Genomic DNA, 17,743 nt, shown 5'->3' on the forward strand with positions numbered 1-17,743 from the left:
TTAAACCACGCCCCTAGACTACGCCTTTTCGCACAAGGCCCAGGCGCTCGCGCCGGTGCCAGCGCCAGCCAAGCAGGAAGGCGGCGATCAGCAGCCCGGTGGCGAGCCCGATCCATACCCCCACGCCCTCGAGATCGGTGCGGAGCCCGAGGCCCGCGGCGAGCCCGAAGCCTGGCACCCAATAGGCGAAGATCGCGATCCACATCGGCACGCGGGTGTCCTGCAATCCGCGCAGCGCGCCGGCTGCCACCGCCTGCACCCCGTCGACCAGCTGGAAGGCGGCAGCGATCGTCAGGAACGGAATGGCGAAGGCGACCAGCGCGGCATTGGCCGGGTCCCACGGGTCGAGATAGATCGCGATCAGATATTCGGGCACGAACACCATCGCTAGCGCGGTCGTGGCCATGAAGGCGGCCGCCATGCCGATCCCGGTCCAGCCAGCGCGTCCCATCCCGCCCGGATCGCGCGCGCCGTAGAAATAGCCGACCCGGATCGTGGCAGCCTGCCCCACGCCGTAGGGTACCTGGAAGGCGAGCGCGGCGATCTGCAAAGCGATCGTATGCGCGGCCAGCTGGGTCGCGTCGATCCGGCCCATCAGGAAGGCGGCGGCGCCGAAAATACCCGCTTCGGCAAAGATCGTGAACATTATCGGCGTGCCGATCGCGACGATCTGCTTCAGCCGTTGCCAGTCGGGCCGCCAGACGAAGCCGAACACGTGATAGCGATGGAGCCTGGGATCAAGCCGAATGGCGATCACATAGGTTGCCAGCACCACAAGCGAGGTGATGATGGTCGCGATCGCCGCCCCTTGCAGGCCGAGCGCGGGCGCGCCCAGATTGCCGAACACGAAGGCGTAGTTGGCGAGGGCGTTGACCCCGATCCCGGCGCCGGTGATCGCGGTTGCGAAAATCGGCCGCCCGAGCGCCGAGACATAGGCGCGCAACACCTGCGCAAACAGCATCGGCACCAGCGACCACAGCAGCACCGTCATATAGCTGTCGGCGAGCGCGATGATGGCCGGCTCCTGTCCGGTAGCCTGCATGATCGGCACCAGAGCGGCGCATACACCCATGCCGACGACGCCCACGATCACGCATAGCCACAGCGCCATACGGGTGGCACGGCGGACCGGGCGCAGGGCAGGGGCGCGCGCGCCGAGTTCCTCGGCGATCAGCGGCGCGCAGGCGGTGGTGAGGCCCATCAACCCCCACATGACGAGGCCGAACAGGGAGACCGCAAGCGAGGAGGCGGCAAGCTGCGCTTCGCCAAGTCGCGCGATGAACACGACGTCAATCGCATAAGTCAGCATCTGCAACAGATTGGCGAGCGCCAGCGGCCATGCGAGAGCGAAAGTCTCGCGCAGCTCGGTGCGCCAGGGCCTCGGCCCGGCGGAAAGGCGTGTCATGTCATCCATGCAGCCGGCCCGGATAGCTCCGGTAGGCGTTCGATCAACACCGATCGCACTCAAGCCGCGCCGAATGCCTTCAGCTTGCGGCAAGGCGGCAACAGCGAGGTGCGCATCGGGCGGGATGGCGGCGCGTAATCCGGCGGCGCTAGGCAGCCTTGAACAGCACGGCTAGAACCGCCTCCGGACTGACCCTGGAGAAATGGCTTTGCACGAATCCCATCTGATGCGCGACGGCATCGTGCTGATCGGCTTCGCGCTGGTTTTCGTGCTGCTGTTCCGCCGCCTGGGGCTGGGTGCCACGCTTGGCTATCTCGTGGCCGGTGCGGTGGTAGGGCCGCATGTGCTCGGCCTCGCGGGCGACGCAGACGAGTTCATCGGTTTTGCCGAGATCGGCATCATCCTGCTGCTGTTCATCGTCGGGCTGGAGCTCAACCCCGATCGACTTTGGCGGTTGCGCAAGGCGATCTTCGGCGTCGGCTTGCTCCAGGTTGTGGTCTGCGGGCTGGCGGTCAGCGGGGTGATCTACCTCGCGACCGATTATCCACATGCCGCGATCCTCGCGCTCGGCCTGCCGCTCGCGCTTTCATCGACCGCGCAGGTGCTGCCGATGCTGCAATCGGGCGGCAATCTGAACACGCCCTTCGGAGAACGCGCTTTCTCGATTCTGCTCTTCCAGGATCTCTCGATCATCGCTCTCATCACGATTATCGCGGCGCTCGGCGTCAGCGCGGGCGGGGCACCGGATACCGGCCCCTCGGGCTGGGCGCTGGCCGGGCTCACGCTGGCGGCTAGCGCGGGACTCGTGCTGGCGGGACGCTTCGTGCTGCGGCCGCTGTTCGGGCTGATTGGCGGATTGCAGGAACGCGAGATGTTCGTGGTCGCGGGACTGGCGGTGGTGACGGGGGCCGCCGCGCTGATGGAATGGCTCGGCCTGTCGACGGCGCTGGGCGCCTTCATTGCGGGCGTAATGCTGGCCGACACGCCTTATCGGCATGAACTCGAGGCCGACATCGAGCCGTTCCGATCGATCCTGCTCGGTCTGTTCTTCCTCGGCGTGGGTATGCAGCTCGATCTCGGAGCGATTGCAGATCGTCCGCTCTTCGTCGGCGGAATGGCCTTGGCGCTGATCGTCACCAAGGCCGCGCTGATTTTCGGCATCGCACGGCTGATCGGTGTGGGCTGGCGCAGCGCGCTCGCGCTTGGCCTGCTGCTCAGCCAGGGCGGCGAGTTCGCCTTCGTGCTCTACAACCAGGCGCGTGCATCGAACCTGATCGATGTCGATACGGCGAGCCTGTTCGGCGCGATCGTTACGCTGTCGATGGTTGCGACGCCGTTCCTGATGCGAGTTGAGCAGACGCTGCGCCCGAGCGCCGACGATCGCGAGCGGGAAGAGCCGCACGACGAGGGAAGCCGGGCGCTGGTGATCGGATACGGTCGCTTCGGCCAAACGGTGGCGCAGATGCTGATCGCGGCGCAGGTCAAGGTGACGCTGGTCGACCAGAAGGTCGACCAGATCGACGTCGCCGAACGGTTCGGATCGAAGGTCTATTATGGCGATGGCACGCGAATGGACATCCTGCGCCAGGCCGGGGCCGACAAGGTGTCCCTGATCGCCTTTTGCCTGGATGGAGACAAGGTGTCGGCCGAACTGATCGAAAGCGTTCGCAGGGCTTTCCCCGAAGCCAGGATACTCGTTCGCGCCTTCGATCGGCGCACGGTCATGCGGCTGGGTGAGACTAAGGTCGACTACATCGTCCGCGAACTGTTCGAGAGCGCCGTCGCGATGGGCCGCGAAGCGCTCGACCGGATCGGAATGGACCCCGAATTCGTCGACGAGGTGGAAGAGGAATACCGGGGCCGGGACAGCAAGCGCCTGGCAGCCCAGACCGAAAGCGGTGACCTGGGCGCACGCAAGGAAACGATCTTCAATCAGGGCGCGAGCAACCCCTCTCGAGCGACATAGAAAAAGGGCGGCACCTTGCGGCACCGCCCTTCCTATCTGCGAGCGCTTCAAGACACCCGCAAAAATCGTGAGGCTTACTTGAGCTCGACGGTACCGCCGGCAGCTTCGATCTTGCCCTTGATTTCTTCGGCTTCGGCCTTGTTGACGCCTTCCTTGATCGGCTTCGGCGCGCCTTCGACGAGCGCCTTGGCTTCGCCCAGGCCCAGGCCGGTGATGCCACGGACTTCCTTGATGACCTGGATCTTCTTGCCACCGTCGCCGGTGAGGATCACGTCGAATTCGTCCTTTTCTTCAGCGGCCGGGGCGTCGCCACCGGCAGCCGGACCGGCAACCGCGACGGCGGCAGCGGCGCTCACGCCCCACTCTTCTTCGAGAGCGGTGGCGAGTTCGGCGGCCTCGAGGACCGTCAGTTTCGAAAGTTCTTCAACAAGCTTGGCGATGTCAGCCATGATATTTCACTCCAAATGATAGCGTGGCCGGGCTCATGCCGCGGCCGGAAATGTCGTGCGGAAAAACGTCTTACGCAGCTTCCTTGGCGCCGTAGGCACCGAAGACGCGAGCGAGCTTGTTCGCCGGGGCATTGACGACCTGCGCGATTTTCGTCGCGGGGGCGTTGACCAGGCCAATAAGCGTGCCACGCAGTTCGTCGAGGCTCGGCATGGAGGCGAGAGACCTCACACCGGCTTCGTCGAGCACCTGCGAGCCCATCGAGCCACCGACCACTTCGATGCGGTCGTTGCTCTTGGCGAACTCCACCACGGCCTTGGCCGCGGCGACCGGATCTTCGCTGTAAGCGAGAGCGGTCGGACCGGTCAGGTATTCGTCGATACCTGCATAGTCGGTGTCCTTGAGGGCGATCTTGGCAAGACGGTTCTTCGCAACCTGGTAGGTCGCGCCGGCTTCACGCATCTTCGCGCGCAGATCGGTGGATTCAGCCACCGACAGGCCGAGGTTGCGGGTGACAACCACCACGCCCGCCTCGTTGAAGACTTCGTTCAGCTGAGCGACCGCATCGGTTTTTTGCGAACGATCCATGCTTACTCCTTCACAAATGGCCGCGCGGGTTATGGCCCGTGCGACCGGCTCAAAAGTTCCACGCACGCCAAAGCGCTCGCGGGACGAGTCCGTTTGTCGAAGGGAAGGAGGGTGATGCCTGAGCATCGCGGGCAACGTTGGGGGTTGCCGAAAATCTCGTTTCCCATCTCGGCTGGAAATTAAGGGGCCTGGGCCCCACCTGCTGTCTCGGACGGATTGTCCGCCTAAGCGGACGGGCGGGCAAATAGCGGATCGGTGCGATTCGTCAAGGACGAAGGGCAGGTATCAGACGCCGAATGCGCCCCGCAGCCCGTCGATCACATATTGCGCGGCCAATGCGGCAAGCAGAACGCCGAGCAGGCGGGTGACGACGGCTTCGACCCGATCGCCCAGCAGGCGGATCAGCGGCCGCGCCGCGATCAATGCGATCATGGTCAGAACCAGCACCGAGAACATCGCGCCGAGCACGACAAGCGTCTGTTCGGTGGTGTTCGCTTCGTTCATCAGAAGCATGATTGCCGCGATTGCGCCCGGGCCGGCCAGCATCGGCATCGCCATCGGGAAGACCGAAACGTCCTCGACTTCCGGCGTGGCGGCGACTTTCTCGGCCCGTTCCTCGCGCCGCTGCGTGCGCTTTTCGAACACCATTTCGAATGCGATCCAGAACAGCATCATGCCGCCGGCGATGCGAAAACTGTCGAGCTCGATATGCAGCGCGCCCAGCAATTGTTCGCCGAACATCGCGAACACCACCAGGATCGTTGCGGCGATCACGCAGGCGCGGATCGCCATGGCGCGCGCCTGCGCCGAGGTCGCGCCCTTGGTCAGCCCGGCATAGATCGGGGCGCAACCGGGAGGGTCGATCACGACGAACAGCGTGATGAAGGCAGAGATGAAAAGCTGGGTCATTGATCCGGAATATGCTTGCCGTCGGAGCCGATACGGAAGGTCAGCATGGTTTTCCAGTCTCCTTCGCGCACCAGCGCGACCGCAAATCTGCGGGAGCCGTCAGCAAATTGGGCCCACTGCCATTTCAGCCCCGAATCGCGCGAGGAGCCGCCGCCTTGTGCAGTAGCGCCCTCGTCATCGAGGCCGCTGACCGTGGCGGGGGCGACGCCGCAATCCGCCACACGGCCTTCCACGGCCGGAATGGCCTGGATCACCACCACATTGTCATCGCGCGGCGCAGCGTCCCGATCGCGTCTTTCGTTCTCGAGCGCGGTCAGTTCATCGTCGGGCGCACCCATGTCGTAAACCCAGCGATAGCGACCGTCGCGCTGGCGCTGCCAGACGGTGACGTAATAACCCCAGCTTCCGTCGGGATCGGCGAACTTGCCCTGCGTAACCGCAGTGGAGCCATCGCAGCTCGACCACACACCGACGGGGGTCCACTGAACTGGAGCCTTGGGGTCGGTCTGTGCCGCGAGCCATGGCTCGGCGGCAATGACGCCGTTCTTGCCGTGGATCTTTGCGCCATCGGCCGCAAAGCGGCGGAAGGCGGTCCATTGGCCTTCGTCGCGAGCAGCGCGGGAAAAGGCGATATCGGTGGCCGCGACCTCGCTCGGATTGGCGACGGCTTCGAGCGCGCGACCGCCTAGCCGCTGACCCGAGCCCTGACCATAGCCTGGTGTGTTCTTGAGCGTTCGTTGCGTACACCCGCCCAGGGCGACCGATCCGGCCATCGCGACAATGAGGAGCGCGGCCGTGGTCGGTTTCACAAGCCGTCCCCGGCCAGCGTGATACCTTCGCGTCGATGCGCGGCGACCAGCGTGTTGCGAAGCAGCACCGCGATCGTCATCGGCCCGACGCCGCCCGGCACCGGGGTGATTGCGGCCGCGCGTTCCTCGGCCCCGGCATAATCGACATCGCCGACCAGCTTGGCCTTTTGCCCTTCACCGCGCTCGATCCGGTTGATGCCGACGTCGATCACCACCGCGCCCGGCTTGACCCAGTCGCCCTTGACCATTTCGGCCCGGCCGACGGCGGCGACGACGATATCGGCGCGGCGCACGACGTCGGGTAGATCCTTCGTCCGGCTATGGGCGATGGTGACGGTGGCGTTCTCGTTGAGCAGCAGCTGGGCCATAGGCTTGCCGACGATGTTGCTGCGCCCGATCACCACCGCGTCCTTGCCCGAAAGATCGCCGAGGCGATCCTTCAGCAGCATGATGCAGCCATAGGGGGTGCAGGGGACGAAGCCTTCGCCGCCGGTCGCAAGGCGCCCGGCATTGACCACGTGGAAGCCGTCGACATCCTTGTCGGGCGCAATCGCAGCGATCACCGATTGTTCGTCGAGATGATTGGGCAGCGGAAGCTGCACCAGAATGCCGTCGACCGCATTGTCGAGATTGAGCTGTTCGACGAGGTCGAGCAGCGCGTCCTGCGAGGTGTCGGCGGGAAGCTTGTACTCGAAGCTCTCCATGCCGGCATCCACGGTCGCCTTGTGCTTGTTGCGGACATACACCTGGCTGGCAGGGTCTTCGCCCACCTGCACCACGGCGAGCCCGGGCTGGCGCCCTGCCTTGGCGGCGAATTCGCCCGCGCGTTCTCCGATCCGCTCGCGCAGACGCGCAGCGAAGGCTTTTCCGTCGATCCGTTTCTCGGTCATGCCCATTTCCGCAATCAGGCGTAACCTGCGGCGACGCCAGAAAGGACGCGCCCGATGATGAACAGCAGGAACAGGAACACCATCGGCGAGAAGTCCATCTGTCCGGTATCGGGCATGATCCGCCGAATGGGCCGCAGTACCGGTTCGAACAGGCGCGAGAGGCTGTCATAGACCGACCACAGGAACTGGTTCGAATGGCCGATGATGTTGAAAGCGAACAGCAGGCTCAGCACGACCCAGATCAGCACCAGCATGTTGATCATGTTGAGCGCGACAAAGAGGATGTCGAAGAGGGCGTTCATGAAGATCCTTGAAATGGCGTCTTGTAAGAAGGGGAAATTCGCTGCGAAGCCTACAGCAGGGCTACAGGGCGTATCAAGCGTGTAATACGCTTGCGGTTACCAAACGAGATTTTCGATGTGCCAGCGCAGTTGCTCCACCGTGGCCCCGGGAACGTCGTTGACCCGGCGTAGCGTAATCGTTCCGTCCTTGCTGACGGGGCCGTCGGGCGAAGTCGCGGTGAGCGTTATCGGAACCTGATAGTAGAGCGAACCTGCTGCACCTTCGACCCGCCCATCGGCGAATTCGACGGCGATATCGCTATAGTCGGCGTAAGGCTTGCTCCACCGAGCCGCGGTCTGGCCGCTCATAGGTCCATTCTCGCCGAACATGCGATACGCGCGATCGAAATCGCGGCTCTTCATCGCCGCCCCGAAATCGAACAAGAGCTTGCGCGCACCCATTTCGCCCTTGGCCTGTTCTGCGGTCAGCTTGCCCGAGGGGGTTGTTTCAGCGGTGCGTCCCGATGAGCCGGGCGTGGGTGTTTCGGCGAGCTGAGCGGCCGCAGTGGCATCGTCGGTCGAAACAGTGTCGGCCTCGTCCTGCGCCTGCGAACAAGCAGCCAGTAGGAGGACGGGAGCGACGAGATGAAGCTGTTTCATGGCCGCCTAGCGTTCGGCGCGGACAAGTGTTCCGACGCCGGTCTCGGTAAAGAACTCGAGCAACATGGCATGCTGCACCCGCCCGTCAAGCACGACCGCCGCCTCGCATCCGGCCTCTACTGCGGAAACGCAGGTTTCGAGCTTCGGGATCATTCCGCCGGAAATCGTACCGTCTTCGGTGAGCCGCGCGATGTCATCCGCCGAGAGCTCGGGGATCAGCGTGCCCGATTTGTCCTGCACGCCCGCGACATCGGTCAACAGCAGCAGTCGCGCCGCTCCGAGCGCTCCGGCGATCGCACCGGCCATCGTATCGGCGTTGATATTGTAGGTCTTGCCATCGGCGCCGGCGGCGACCGGCGCGATCACCGGGATCATCCCTGCGTCGCGCGCGGTGGCGATGATCGCGGTATCGATTGTTTCGGGTTCGCCCACGAAACCGAGATCGATGACCTGCTCGATCGCGCTGTCCGGATCGCGCCGTGTGCGTTCGAGCTTGCGCGCCTGCACCAACCGTCCGTCCTTGCCGGACAGGCCGACTGCCTTGCCGCCTTCCTGCTGGATGCGCGCGACGATCGCCTTGTTGATCCCGCCCGACAGCACCATTTCCGCGATCTCGGCAGTGGTCGCGTCGGTCACGCGCAGGCCGTCGATGAATTCGCTTTCGTGCCCCAATCGTTCGAGCATCGCGCCGATCTGCGGTCCGCCGCCATGGACGACGACCGGATCGATTCCGACCTGCTTCAACAGCACGACATCGCGGGCGAAGGCGGTGGCGGCATCTTCGTCGCCCATCGCGTGGCCGCCATATTTCACCACGAAGGTGCGCCCGGCATAGCGCTGCAGATAGGGCAGCGCTTCCATCAGGGTGGCGGCTTTGGCCTGTGCGGCGTCGGTCATGGCTGCACGGCCCGCTGATCGAATTTCCGGCCCAGCGCCACCGCGCCCTGGATCAGGAACGGTACCAGGATCAGGCTCAGCACGACCTTGGCGGTCGCCTGGCCGACGATGAGGTTTCCGATCGGGCGCTCGCCCACGAACGCAACCGTGATGAAGATCACCGTGTCCACGGCCTGGCTCAGCGCCGATGCGATGGCGGCGCGCACCATCAGGCTGGCTCCGCCGCCCGACGTGGTCGCCGATCCTCGCAAGCGGTTGAAGAGGTAGACGTTGAGGAACATCGACACGCCGTAGGCGATCGGTCCCGCGATCCAGATCCGCAGCGTGCCGGACAGGACGGTCACGAAGGCTTCAGGCGCGTAGCTGTCCGGGTCGGTCGGCAGCAGCAGCACGAACTGGGTCAGGAAGAACGCGATCGCGAGCGGGAGAAAACCCCACAGCACGAGCCGGTTGGCATTCTTTGTGCCGTATAGCTCGGCCACCGTGCTCGAAAGCACGACGAGGATGAGAAACGCGAAAATGCCCGATTCCACCGCAAGCGGGCCGAGCGAAACTTGCTTGAAGCCGAGCACCCCGGCGAGCACGCACATCCCGCCATAGATCAGCGCGATGATGAAGAGGGCGTTGGGCGTGAAAGTCGCGGTGCCGTTTGCGGCAGCGGTTTCATGCGTGGTGGGCGATGTCTGTTCCATGGCGAGCCGATAGCGCAGGGCGCGCTTTTGCGAAAGTGTGACAAAGCCGCACATCCACGCTCGCCTTCGCGCGCGACCGCCGCTAGACCCCCGGCCAACCGAATGCCGCTTCTGAGGGGGAGCCCGAACCTATGTCCGTCGCCTATTCGCTGATCGGGATCGTCCTGATCCTCGCGCTCGCCTTCCTGCTGTCGAAGGATCGCAAGGCTATCCGCCTGCGGGTGGTCGGTGCGGCTTTCCTGTTGCAGGCCGGGTTCGCGGCGCTGGTGCTGTATGTGCCGTTCGGCAACCGGGTATTGCAGGGCGCAGCCAAGGGCGTCGAAAACCTGCTCGGCTATGCCGGGGCGGGGGTGAAGTTCATCTTCGGTCCGCTCGCTTCGCCCGAAATCGGCGGCACCAGCTTTGCCATTGCGGCTCTGCCGGTGATCATCTTCTTCGCCTCGCTGATCGCGATCCTCTATTACCTCGGCATCATGCAGCTGGTGATCAAATGGCTCGGCGGCGGGCTCGAGAAGATCACCGGGATTTCCAAGGTCGAAAGCCTGTGCGCGGCGTCGAACATCTTCGTCGGCCAGTCCGAAAGCCCGCTGGTGATCCGCCCGTATCTCGCGAGCCTTACACCCAGCCAGCTGTTCTGCGTGATGAGCGTGGGAATGGCGGGCGTCGCGGGCACTATTCTCGCGGCCTATGCCAGCATGGGCATCCGCATCGATTATCTCGTCGCCGCCGCCTTCATGAGCGCGCCGGGCGGGATCCTTATGGCGAAGATGATCATGCCCGATCCGATCGCTGCGCCGGTGGTGCAGGACGGAGCCGAGGCGGTGACCGAGGAAGAGGCTCCTCCCAGCCTCGCCGCCGCGGCCCTGAACCGCGAGGAGATCGACGAGCCGGTCGCTGTCGAGCACGAGGAAGAGAAGCCCGCCAACATCATCATGGCCGCCGCCCAGGGCGCGCAGACCGGGGTGAAGCTCGCCGTCGCGGTGGGCGCGATGGTGCTGTCCTTCGTCGCCCTGATCGCGCTCGCCAACGGCCTGCTCGGCGGGGTCGGCAGCTGGTTCGGGCTGGAAGACCTCACCTTCCAGCAGATCGTCGGCTACATTTTCGCGCCGTTCTTCTACCTGCTCGCCACGCCCGACTGGGGCGAGGCGGTGCAGGCGGGTGGCTATTTCGGCACCAAGGTGGTGCTCAACGAGTTCGTCGCCTTCATCGATCTCGGCGCCGCCGCAGCTAGCGACGCGACCGGACTTTCCGAGCGGACGGTGGCGGTGGTCACGTTCGCGCTGTGCGGGTTTGCCAACTTCTCCTCGATCGCGATCCAGATGGCGGTGACCGGCGGGCTCGCCCCCAACCAGCGCCCGATGATCGCCAAGCTCGGCGTGCGCGCGCTGGTCGCCGGTTCGCTGTCGAACCTGATGAGCGCCGCGCTGGCCGGCCTGTTCCTCTCCATATGACGCGCCTCGCCATCCTCGCCGCGCTGCCCGCGCTCGCCGCGTGCACCACAATGCCCGACACCGCGCCGCTGCCCGAGCCGCAGGAGCGGTTCTGGGAAGCGCTCGAGAGCCATTGCGGGAATGCCTATGAAGGCGAACTCGCGAGCAGCGATGCGCGCGATGCCGACTGGCAGGGCAAGCGGATGATCGCCCACTGGGCCGACTGCTCGTCCACCCGCATCGCGATCGCGTTCCACGTCGAGGACGACGCGCAGGCCGACGGCTGGGACCGCTCGCGCACCTGGGTCGTCAGCCGCACCGAAGACGGCCTGCGCCTCAAGCACGATCACCGGCATGCCGACGGCAGCGAGGATGCAGTGACGCAGTATGGCGGCGACACGCTGTCCGCCGGCACCGCACGGGTGCAGGACTTCCCGGTCGACGCCTATTCGATCGCGCTGTTCGAGCGCGAGGGGCTCGACGTCTCGCTCACCAATGTCTGGCGCGTCGAGGTCGATCCGGCCGACGCTCGCGCCCCGCGCTTCGCCTACCAGCTCACCCGCCGCAACGATCCCACTCGCCTGTTCCGGGTCGAGTTCGATGCCAGCGAGCCGGTCGAAGTGCCGCCGCCAGCCTGGGGCTGGTAAGCGCGCCCGTCCACCGATCGGTAATCCTGCCGCGCTAGTCTCGGCGCCATGGGCAACCTTCTTCCCTTCCGCCGCCGCAAGCGCGCTGGACCAGCGCGATTCCGCCGTCGCCGGCCGGGCTCGGATTGGGCCGATGCGTGGCGTTCGGTGCGTCCGGCGGTGTTGCTCGTCTTCCTCATCGCGTTCGCAGTGGTGTGGAGCCGACCGGATCTCGTCGGCGTGCCCGACCTGTTCTCGACCGAGCCGCAGCGGGTCGATGCGCGCTGGAGCGAATGCGGCACCGGATACGCCACGCATTGCGTCGTCGATGGCGACACCTTCCGCATCGGAAGCGCCAGCTATCGCGTGGTGGGGTTCGACACGCCCGAATTCGATGCGCGATGCCCGCGCGAAGCCGAACTGGCGGCAGAAGCGCGCGCGGCCTTGCTCGAATGGCTCAATCGCGGCCCGTTCTGGATGCGGGGGCGGTTCGACGATCCGTCCGATCGCTATGGCCGCGAGCTGCGCGAGGTCTATCGCAAGGACGCGGCAGGGATGCGGGCCTATGTCGGCCCCGAACTGGTCGAGCGGGCCCTCGCGCGGCGCTATCACGGCGGTACGCGCGAGGGATGGTGCAACTGAGTCGTCCCACTCGGTTCGTCGCTGCTGAGGGGCACATGGACCGCCTGTTACACAGTCCAAGGGGAAACAATTTTCCGGACGGATTGCGGTGCTTCGATCGGCATATCCAATAAGAAAAACGCGCGCGGTGGACGTCATCCGGCCAGTCTATCTGCGCGCGGCTATGTAGGAAAATCGGGAGAGGCGGCGCGTATCAGTGCCCACCCCTAACCCTTCCCGCTTGCGGGAGGGGGACGCGCCTTGCTGCCGTTTCGGTCTGTCTGCTTCGCCCCTCGTTCACAGCGGCATGAAATAGACCGCCAGTCCCACGGCTGCCGCGATCTGGAGGATGGCGATGATGCGGAGGTGGTCCGAGAATGGCTGCTTGCGAGTCTTGTGGCGAAACAGGCGGCGGCCGGCATAGGCCCCGGGCGTCCCGCCGAGGATCGCCCAACCCAGCAGTTGGTCCTCGCTGATCCGCCGCGCACCGTTCTCGGCCCGAGCCTTGTCGATCCCGAACATCGCAAAGGCGCCCGTATTGATCGCGATCAGATAATAGGCGGCATATTCGTAGGGAAGATCCGGCATGGCTGGCTCGTGCGCTCCGAAAGAGGGCCCAGGATAGCCGCGCTCGACCGGCGATGCGAGCCCGCCATTCCGACCGTCGGGCAAGCGCCCCGCGCGCCACGCAAAAGGGGCACCGGATCGCTCCGGTGCCCCCTTCGGTGTTCGTTCGTGTGGGTACGGTGCCGTCAGCGGGCGCGCACCTTGGTGTAGTGCACGGTCGATGCCGCAGCGGTGTCGGCATAGATGACGTGATCGTCGCGGATGTCGAGATGCTCGACCGCGACCAACCGGCCGTCTTCCATCCGCACGGCGAGCACGTGTTCGTGCTTCTTGTCGACCAGCATGTCGTCGATCTTGCCGTATTCTTCGCCGGTGGCCGAACGTACGGGCCAGCCGCGAATGTCCTGGTCTTCGTTGACGAGCTGCCAGTCGGACAGCGAATCGAGTTCTGCAAACCTGTCGTCGTGTTTCATGGGATGTTCCTTATTCAACCGTTTCGACGCTGGATGCGAAGATCATGGCGGTGGCATCGGTATCGACTTCTTCGGTCACGCTCTGCGGCAGGTCGCCGGGGAACGCGCGGACTTCGCCGCGAATGGTGACGTTGGAGCCGGGATTGACGTCGACATTGCCTTCCATCGGCGTATTCGGCGTGCGTTCTTCATCGAACATCACGAGCGTCTCGTTGTCGCCTTCACCGATGGTGAAGGCTTCGTCGCCCACCACGCGGTTCACGGCCACGTCGGTCAGCGCGACATCGCGTCCGATCAAATCGCCGAGACTGGCAAGGCCGGCGATGCCGGTGAGGGCAACGGCGCCATCTTCATCGACGGTCCATTCCTCGTCTTCCGCGCCTTCGGTGTCGTAGGTCTGCGCGGCGACATCGTCGTCCAGCGTGGCCTGCGCATCGGGATCGTCACCCTCGGCCAGCAGCCACCACAATAGTGCGATGACGCCTGCGGCGAGCAACAGCCACGGCAGCAGGGACATGGAGGATTTCTTTTCTACGGGGATTTCGGCCATGGGTCGGGGCCTCCTGTTTGGAGCCAGCACGCGACCGCAGCCTGCGACGATGTGTGGCCCTACCTAAGCAGCGGATGGGACCCGCGAACGTTCCGTTTTATTTTCAATATGTTCCGCAGGACGCAGTTAACGCGCCGCTTACCGTCCGCGATAGGGCTCGCAGGCGATCCCGTCATTGTCGCCATCGAGGCGAGGACGATAGCCCAGCTCGCCGCGATAAAGGAGGCCAGCGAAACCCCACCGATATCCGTCCAGGATTTGCACGCGGCAGCGTGCGAGCGCACGACCGTACGCCGCCGCTTATGCGGCGTAGCCAAGGCGGGCGGATGCCCGCCGCCCGGCGTATGAGGGACCAAACAAAAACTCTCCCCCACCCGCGCTCCCGTCCTTTAGAGCGGATGTCGAAATGGCGTAAGGGCTTCCCCAGCGAGAAGAAAGTCAAGCGCGGACAACGGACCATCAAAGGCGGACAGATCGAACTGCTCGAAAAGCTCGGGCGGATTGACCCATGCCCGTGCGGTTCAGGGAAAAGATTTCAAGCGCTGCTGCATGCCATCGGGCCGCTTTCGACCGGGCCGAACGGCGGGATTATTGGCGGTAATTGACGAGACGGACAAGGGTGCGGGTTACATATACTGTCCCCGAAACTCCCCTTGGTATACTCATCGCGGAACTCAACGGAGACTAAACTCTATTAACGTTGAAGCTACCGCATTTGGGGCATTGATTAGGGCTTCCTCGCTTATCCTCGCGACGAAGTTGCTCACGTTCTGTGTCGGTCAGAACCTGCTGCATGAATCCTTCTCCGCAGCTATCACATCTAAAACCAGCAGGTTCAGGCATATCCGATACCTACTTTGCTAAGCAAATCGTCCCAAAGCATCTGTGCGGCTTCACGCGGGGTCATTTTCTTCTCCTCGCCTGAGAAATGAAAAAGCATCGAGTTTAGATAGAGCTGATAATCATCGGCCACTACGGCAAACCCACCGTTAGATGTGTTCGCTCGATTTCCTTCACCATAAAGAATATCAATTGCACCAAATGACCCACCGCGTCGTACGTGTAAGGTCTCAAAACCACGCGAAATCCCGCGATTTATAACAGTACAAGAAAAATGTGCGTCGCTTGTTTTATGAAGCCGAGCTTCAACGTCCGCTACTGATTGAATTTCGCCTACTGAGGATTCAAAAAACGAGAGAATTTCATCATATGATCTCTCTACGAAATCTCTTTTATGAAGTTCATCAAACTCGCGCTGTACACGATAACGAGACCCGCCCCGTGGATCGTCAGGTTCCGAAGTCGGTGAAGCGGATTTGAACTCTTTTACGTCACTGCCGTGCTGACAAAGGCGTCGGATTTCGGTTGCGACATCGAGGAATGCCACATTGGGATTTGTGAACTCAGAGATTGGTTTCCCATCTTTGGGTGCCGCTTTAAATTTGCTGAGTGGAGTTTGCAGCCATTCACAAGGTTCGAGAACGACAGGGACTATCGTGAGATTTCCAGCCTGTTCTCTCTCAAGCGCGATTTCCAACTCTCGATCATAGCAGTAATTCGAGGCAATATAGTCTGGGCTCGCGCAAGCTAGAAAAATGCTTGATGAAAGCAACTGCTTTGAAATTTCATCATCTAGGTTTCCTCCAGCGTGAATTTCACGATCAAACCAACCAGACAACGTTCCATCACGCTCTAGCTGAGCCAAATGCTTAGACAGTCGGTCAATATGACTCTGATCGACGTGAGAATAAGATATGAACGCTTTTGCAGGCAAACTTACAACCTCCCCGACTGACGCCAGCGCCGGATAAGATCCAAGACTCGCGCGCCCTCGTCTGTAGGGATAGCTCCGATACTCTCGCAATCTGGACACGGACCATGACTGAAGGTCATGCTCGACCCACGCTTTTCGCTCTCGTTAAAGGTCCCGGACCCCCCACATTTCTCGCACTCGCGATAGAGTTGAGGCTCGACACGCTCCTTAGATGCAACCACTTCAAATCTCCTCCCGAATACCAATATCGAGAAGAACATTTCGTGTCCATAGGGGGGGTTATTTTAGAACATCACTCCGCAGCCACCCCGGCACTCTCGCTCGCACCCGAATCCTCAAACAGCCCCGGACCATCATCCTCGGCGTCGCCTTCCTCATTCGCCGCGCCGGCCTTCTTGCGCTTGTCGAAGCTCGACCAGACGTCCTGCCAGTCGCCGCGGGTGGCGCCCTTCGAATATTCGGTGGCGCGGGTTTCGAAGAAGTTGGCGTGCTCGACGCCGTTCAGCAGCGGGGTGAGCCAGGGGAGGGGGTGATCCTCGACCATGTAGATGCTCGGCAGGCCGAGCTGCGACAGGCGCCAGTCGGCGATGTAGCGGATGTATTTCTTGATTTCCTTGGCCGTCATGCCGGGCACCGGGCCGTCCTCGAAGGCGAGGTCGATGAAGGCGTCTTCCAGCCGAACGGTCTTCTGGCACATGTCCATGATGTCTTCCTTCACGGACTTGGTCAGGCAGTCACGCTCCTTGCAGAAGGCGTGGAACAGCTTGGTGATGCCTTCGCAGTGCAGCGATTCGTCGCGCACCGACCAGCTGACGATCTGGCCCATGCCCTTCATCTTGTTGAAGCGCGGGAAATTCATCAGCATGGCGAAGCTGGCGAACAGCTGCAGCCCTTCGGTGAAGCCGCCGAACATCGCCAGCGTGCGGGCGATATCCTCGTCGTTGTCGACGCCGAATTCCTGCAGGTAGTCGTGCTTGTCCTTCATTTCCTCGTATTCGAGGAACATGCCGTATTCGCTTTCGGGCATGCCGATCGTGTCGAGCAGGTGCGAATAGGCGGCGATGTGGATCGTCTCCATGTTGGAGAACGAGGCCAGCATCATCTTCACTTCGGTCGGCTTGAACACGCGGCCGTATTTCTCGTGGTAGCAATCCTGCACCTCGACATCGGCCTGGGTAAAGAATCGGAAGATCTGGGTGAGCAGGTTGCGCTCGTGATCGGAGAGCTTCTGCGCCCAGTCGCGGCAGTCCTCGCCCAGCGGCACTTCCTCGGGCATCCAGTGCACCTGCTGCTGGCGTTTCCAGAAATCGTAAGCCCACGGATATTCGAACGGCTTGTAGGTCTTGCGGGCTTCGAGCAGCGACATGTTGTGATCCCCTTGCGTGTCTGACCTCCAGATATAGTGATTCGGGGCCCGATTGGGAACGGGGCAAATGGCCGCTTCCACAGGGCTGTCCGCAGTTGTGAAACCACTCGTCGCATTCCGTGCGCGCATGGTCGAACGGGCCGGAACGAAGCGGCGCGCGCGCGGATTGGTCGGGTAACACCGGGCTTACGAAAGCCCCCACATGGAGATTCCCGATGTCCGAACTCGAACCCAAAGACAGCCGCGTGGTGCATGGCAATGCCAAGCCCGAGCAGGGCGACGAACGCTTTGCCGAAAAGCCGACGCAAGCCAACCAATTCGACCGCGCCCAGCAATCGCTCGATGACCGGCCCGATGCCGATGCCGCCGATGGCGAGCGCGGGGCGCAGCAGGAACGCTCGGTCGACAACGACCAGTTCGAAGCATCCGACCTCGATCATGGCGAGGCGCAGTACCAGGCCGATCCGCTGGTCCGCCAGCAGGTCCAGCAGAACGAGTGGGACGACAAGACCCGCGAAGATGCGGCCGACGATTTCGAAACCGGCCAGGCCGATTACGGCAGCGCGGGCGCAAAGCGCCAGAGGCAGTCGCAAAGCCAAAGCCAAGGCCAGAGCCAGTCGCAGTCGAAGTCCGGCAGCGATAAGCCCAAGGGCGATCTGAACGACGACAATCTTGAGGACGTCGCTCCCCAGCAGGCGCGGATCGACCGCGATAATCCGGGCGCCTGATGGCCCACGCCCTTTTTCGCGGTGAGTGGACGCCGCGACCCTGACGCCCCTTCCGCCCACCGGA

Annotated in this window: 23 protein-coding genes; 6 read left to right on the forward strand and 17 right to left on the reverse strand. The window is 63.2% G+C overall.

The annotated features are described in order from the left end of the window. Positions 1 to 13: 13 nt before the first annotated feature. Positions 14 to 1,414, reverse strand: coding sequence for an MATE family efflux transporter (locus tag GRI68_RS12950; protein ID WP_407643355.1), 1,401 nt, complete (start codon positions 1,412 to 1,414; stop codon positions 14 to 16). 217 nt (positions 1,415 to 1,631) lie between these two features. Between GRI68_RS12950 and GRI68_RS12955 the strand changes: the two genes are divergently transcribed. Next, complete coding sequence (locus tag GRI68_RS12955; protein ID WP_234028808.1) at positions 1,632 to 3,371, forward strand: cation:proton antiporter domain-containing protein; 1,740 nt, start codon at positions 1,632 to 1,634, stop codon at positions 3,369 to 3,371. Positions 3,372 to 3,445: 74 nt separating this feature from the next. Here the strand turns inward: GRI68_RS12955 and rplL are convergent, their stop codons facing one another. The 9 genes from rplL to GRI68_RS13000 form a co-directional block, all read right to left on the reverse strand. Then, positions 3,446 to 3,820, reverse strand: coding sequence for a 50S ribosomal protein L7/L12 (gene rplL, locus GRI68_RS12960; RefSeq protein ID WP_160617663.1), 375 nt, complete (start codon positions 3,818 to 3,820; stop codon positions 3,446 to 3,448). A gap of 70 nt (positions 3,821 to 3,890) precedes the next feature. Further along, complete coding sequence (rplJ, locus tag GRI68_RS12965) at positions 3,891 to 4,406, reverse strand: 50S ribosomal protein L10 (protein WP_160617664.1); 516 nt, start codon at positions 4,404 to 4,406, stop codon at positions 3,891 to 3,893. Between the two features lie 285 nt (positions 4,407 to 4,691). Beyond that, positions 4,692 to 5,315, reverse strand: a complete 624-nt coding sequence (locus tag GRI68_RS12970) for a MarC family protein (protein WP_160617665.1) — start codon at positions 5,313 to 5,315, stop codon at positions 4,692 to 4,694. Further along, complete coding sequence (locus GRI68_RS12975; RefSeq protein ID WP_160617666.1) at positions 5,312 to 6,124, reverse strand: Cif family virulence factor; 813 nt, start codon at positions 6,122 to 6,124, stop codon at positions 5,312 to 5,314. Before GRI68_RS12975 ends, GRI68_RS12970 begins: the two co-directional genes overlap by 4 nt. Continuing rightward, the gene (gene folD / locus GRI68_RS12980; RefSeq protein ID WP_160617667.1) at positions 6,121 to 7,014 is read right to left on the reverse strand and encodes a bifunctional methylenetetrahydrofolate dehydrogenase/methenyltetrahydrofolate cyclohydrolase FolD; all 894 of its coding nucleotides are present in this window, start codon (positions 7,012 to 7,014) and stop codon (positions 6,121 to 6,123) included. The genes GRI68_RS12975 and folD overlap by 4 nt, the downstream gene beginning before the upstream one ends. A 14-nt stretch (positions 7,015 to 7,028) precedes the next feature. Next, positions 7,029 to 7,316 (reverse strand): YggT family protein, encoded by a 288-nt coding sequence (locus GRI68_RS12985; RefSeq protein ID WP_160617668.1) that lies wholly within the window; start codon positions 7,314 to 7,316, stop codon positions 7,029 to 7,031. 96 nt (positions 7,317 to 7,412) lie between these two features. Then, positions 7,413 to 7,955, reverse strand: a complete 543-nt coding sequence (locus tag GRI68_RS12990) for a hypothetical protein (protein ID WP_160617669.1) — start codon at positions 7,953 to 7,955, stop codon at positions 7,413 to 7,415. 6 nt (positions 7,956 to 7,961) lie between these two features. Then, positions 7,962 to 8,852: an acetylglutamate kinase gene (gene argB, locus GRI68_RS12995; RefSeq protein WP_160617670.1), complete on the reverse strand. Its 891-nt coding sequence runs from the start codon at positions 8,850 to 8,852 to the stop codon at positions 7,962 to 7,964. Beyond that, entirely contained in the window at positions 8,849 to 9,544 is a 696-nt protein-coding gene (locus GRI68_RS13000; protein ID WP_160617671.1) for a queuosine precursor transporter, read from the reverse strand. The genes argB and GRI68_RS13000 overlap by 4 nt, the downstream gene beginning before the upstream one ends. A gap of 131 nt (positions 9,545 to 9,675) precedes the next feature. Between GRI68_RS13000 and GRI68_RS13005 the strand changes: the two genes are divergently transcribed. The 3 genes from GRI68_RS13005 to GRI68_RS13015 are packed head-to-tail and all read left to right on the forward strand — an operon-like array spanning position 9,676 to position 12,242. Beyond that, entirely contained in the window at positions 9,676 to 10,995 is a 1,320-nt protein-coding gene (locus tag GRI68_RS13005; RefSeq protein WP_160617672.1) for a NupC/NupG family nucleoside CNT transporter, read from the forward strand. Further along, positions 10,992 to 11,621 (forward strand): hypothetical protein, encoded by a 630-nt coding sequence (locus tag GRI68_RS13010; RefSeq protein WP_160617673.1) that lies wholly within the window; start codon positions 10,992 to 10,994, stop codon positions 11,619 to 11,621. Before GRI68_RS13005 ends, GRI68_RS13010 begins: the two co-directional genes overlap by 4 nt. A gap of 48 nt (positions 11,622 to 11,669) precedes the next feature. After that, entirely contained in the window at positions 11,670 to 12,242 is a 573-nt protein-coding gene (locus tag GRI68_RS13015; RefSeq protein WP_160617674.1) for a thermonuclease family protein, read from the forward strand. A gap of 276 nt (positions 12,243 to 12,518) precedes the next feature. Here the strand turns inward: GRI68_RS13015 and GRI68_RS13020 are convergent, their stop codons facing one another. From GRI68_RS13020 to GRI68_RS13925, 4 genes are all read right to left on the reverse strand, one after another. Then, the gene (locus tag GRI68_RS13020) at positions 12,519 to 12,809 is read right to left on the reverse strand and encodes a DUF1294 domain-containing protein (protein ID WP_160617675.1); all 291 of its coding nucleotides are present in this window, start codon (positions 12,807 to 12,809) and stop codon (positions 12,519 to 12,521) included. A 164-nt stretch (positions 12,810 to 12,973) separates the two neighbouring features. Further along, a complete protein-coding gene (locus GRI68_RS13025; RefSeq protein ID WP_160617676.1) occupies positions 12,974 to 13,261 on the reverse strand; it encodes a PRC-barrel domain-containing protein in 288 nt (95 codons plus the stop codon). Positions 13,262 to 13,271: 10 nt separating this feature from the next. Continuing rightward, a complete protein-coding gene (locus GRI68_RS13030; RefSeq protein WP_160617677.1) occupies positions 13,272 to 13,811 on the reverse strand; it encodes a hypothetical protein in 540 nt (179 codons plus the stop codon). A gap of 138 nt (positions 13,812 to 13,949) precedes the next feature. After that, positions 13,950 to 14,075 carry an excalibur calcium-binding domain-containing protein gene (locus GRI68_RS13925; protein WP_160617678.1) on the reverse strand — a complete coding sequence of 42 codons (126 nt, stop codon included), beginning with the start codon at positions 14,073 to 14,075 and terminating at the stop codon, positions 13,950 to 13,952. Between the two features lie 134 nt (positions 14,076 to 14,209). On the opposite strand from GRI68_RS13925, the gene GRI68_RS13040 reads away from it, so the two are divergent. Continuing rightward, complete coding sequence (locus tag GRI68_RS13040) at positions 14,210 to 14,416, forward strand: SEC-C metal-binding domain-containing protein (protein WP_160617679.1); 207 nt, start codon at positions 14,210 to 14,212, stop codon at positions 14,414 to 14,416. Positions 14,417 to 14,646: 230 nt separating this feature from the next. Here GRI68_RS13040 and GRI68_RS13045 read toward each other — a convergent pair whose 3' ends face one another. Genes GRI68_RS13045 through GRI68_RS13055 form a run of 3 tightly spaced genes read right to left on the reverse strand, consistent with a single transcriptional unit; the run spans position 14,647 to position 16,951 of the window. Further along, on the reverse strand, positions 14,647 to 15,585 hold the full coding sequence (locus GRI68_RS13045) for a toll/interleukin-1 receptor domain-containing protein (RefSeq protein WP_160617680.1): 939 nt from the start codon (positions 15,583 to 15,585) through the stop codon (positions 14,647 to 14,649). Positions 15,586 to 15,587: 2 nt separating this feature from the next. Beyond that, a complete protein-coding gene (locus tag GRI68_RS14045) occupies positions 15,588 to 15,845 on the reverse strand; it encodes a hypothetical protein (RefSeq protein WP_160617681.1) in 258 nt (85 codons plus the stop codon). 32 nt (positions 15,846 to 15,877) lie between these two features. Further along, positions 15,878 to 16,951: a ribonucleotide-diphosphate reductase subunit beta gene (locus GRI68_RS13055; RefSeq protein ID WP_160617682.1), complete on the reverse strand. Its 1,074-nt coding sequence runs from the start codon at positions 16,949 to 16,951 to the stop codon at positions 15,878 to 15,880. 215 nt (positions 16,952 to 17,166) lie between these two features. On the opposite strand from GRI68_RS13055, the gene GRI68_RS13060 reads away from it, so the two are divergent. Continuing rightward, complete coding sequence (locus GRI68_RS13060; protein ID WP_160617683.1) at positions 17,167 to 17,679, forward strand: hypothetical protein; 513 nt, start codon at positions 17,167 to 17,169, stop codon at positions 17,677 to 17,679. Positions 17,680 to 17,743: the final 64 nt, after the last annotated feature.

The sequence above is a fragment of the Alteriqipengyuania halimionae genome (genome assembly GCF_009827575.1).
GTDB lineage: Bacteria > Pseudomonadota > Alphaproteobacteria > Sphingomonadales > Sphingomonadaceae > Alteriqipengyuania_A > Alteriqipengyuania_A halimionae.

What these genes read in the sequence shown, in the direction of transcription:
- GRI68_RS12950 (WP_407643355.1), bottom strand. Translation starts at nt 1,414, where the DNA reads ATGGATGACATGACACGCCTTTCCGCCGGGCCGAGGCCCTGGCGCACC.
- GRI68_RS12955 (WP_234028808.1), top strand. Translation starts at nt 1,632, where the DNA reads ATGCGCGACGGCATCGTGCTGATCGGCTTCGCGCTGGTTTTCGTGCTG.
- rplL (WP_160617663.1), bottom strand. Translation starts at nt 3,820, where the DNA reads ATGGCTGACATCGCCAAGCTTGTTGAAGAACTTTCGAAACTGACGGTC.
- rplJ (WP_160617664.1), bottom strand. Translation starts at nt 4,406, where the DNA reads ATGGATCGTTCGCAAAAAACCGATGCGGTCGCTCAGCTGAACGAAGTC.
- GRI68_RS12970 (WP_160617665.1), bottom strand. Translation starts at nt 5,315, where the DNA reads ATGACCCAGCTTTTCATCTCTGCCTTCATCACGCTGTTCGTCGTGATC.
- folD (WP_160617667.1), bottom strand. Translation starts at nt 7,014, where the DNA reads ATGACCGAGAAACGGATCGACGGAAAAGCCTTCGCTGCGCGTCTGCGC.
- GRI68_RS12985 (WP_160617668.1), bottom strand. Translation starts at nt 7,316, where the DNA reads ATGAACGCCCTCTTCGACATCCTCTTTGTCGCGCTCAACATGATCAAC.
- GRI68_RS12990 (WP_160617669.1), bottom strand. Translation starts at nt 7,955, where the DNA reads ATGAAACAGCTTCATCTCGTCGCTCCCGTCCTCCTACTGGCTGCTTGT.
- argB (WP_160617670.1), bottom strand. Translation starts at nt 8,852, where the DNA reads ATGACCGACGCCGCACAGGCCAAAGCCGCCACCCTGATGGAAGCGCTG.
- GRI68_RS13000 (WP_160617671.1), bottom strand. Translation starts at nt 9,544, where the DNA reads ATGGAACAGACATCGCCCACCACGCATGAAACCGCTGCCGCAAACGGC.
- GRI68_RS13005 (WP_160617672.1), top strand. Translation starts at nt 9,676, where the DNA reads ATGTCCGTCGCCTATTCGCTGATCGGGATCGTCCTGATCCTCGCGCTC.
- GRI68_RS13010 (WP_160617673.1), top strand. Translation starts at nt 10,992, where the DNA reads ATGACGCGCCTCGCCATCCTCGCCGCGCTGCCCGCGCTCGCCGCGTGC.
- GRI68_RS13015 (WP_160617674.1), top strand. Translation starts at nt 11,670, where the DNA reads ATGGGCAACCTTCTTCCCTTCCGCCGCCGCAAGCGCGCTGGACCAGCG.
- GRI68_RS13020 (WP_160617675.1), bottom strand. Translation starts at nt 12,809, where the DNA reads ATGCCGGATCTTCCCTACGAATATGCCGCCTATTATCTGATCGCGATC.
- GRI68_RS13025 (WP_160617676.1), bottom strand. Translation starts at nt 13,261, where the DNA reads ATGAAACACGACGACAGGTTTGCAGAACTCGATTCGCTGTCCGACTGG.
- GRI68_RS13030 (WP_160617677.1), bottom strand. Translation starts at nt 13,811, where the DNA reads ATGGCCGAAATCCCCGTAGAAAAGAAATCCTCCATGTCCCTGCTGCCG.
- GRI68_RS13040 (WP_160617679.1), top strand. Translation starts at nt 14,210, where the DNA reads ATGTCGAAATGGCGTAAGGGCTTCCCCAGCGAGAAGAAAGTCAAGCGC.
- GRI68_RS14045 (WP_160617681.1), bottom strand. Translation starts at nt 15,845, where the DNA reads ATGTTCTTCTCGATATTGGTATTCGGGAGGAGATTTGAAGTGGTTGCA.
- GRI68_RS13055 (WP_160617682.1), bottom strand. Translation starts at nt 16,951, where the DNA reads ATGTCGCTGCTCGAAGCCCGCAAGACCTACAAGCCGTTCGAATATCCG.
- GRI68_RS13060 (WP_160617683.1), top strand. Translation starts at nt 17,167, where the DNA reads ATGTCCGAACTCGAACCCAAAGACAGCCGCGTGGTGCATGGCAATGCC.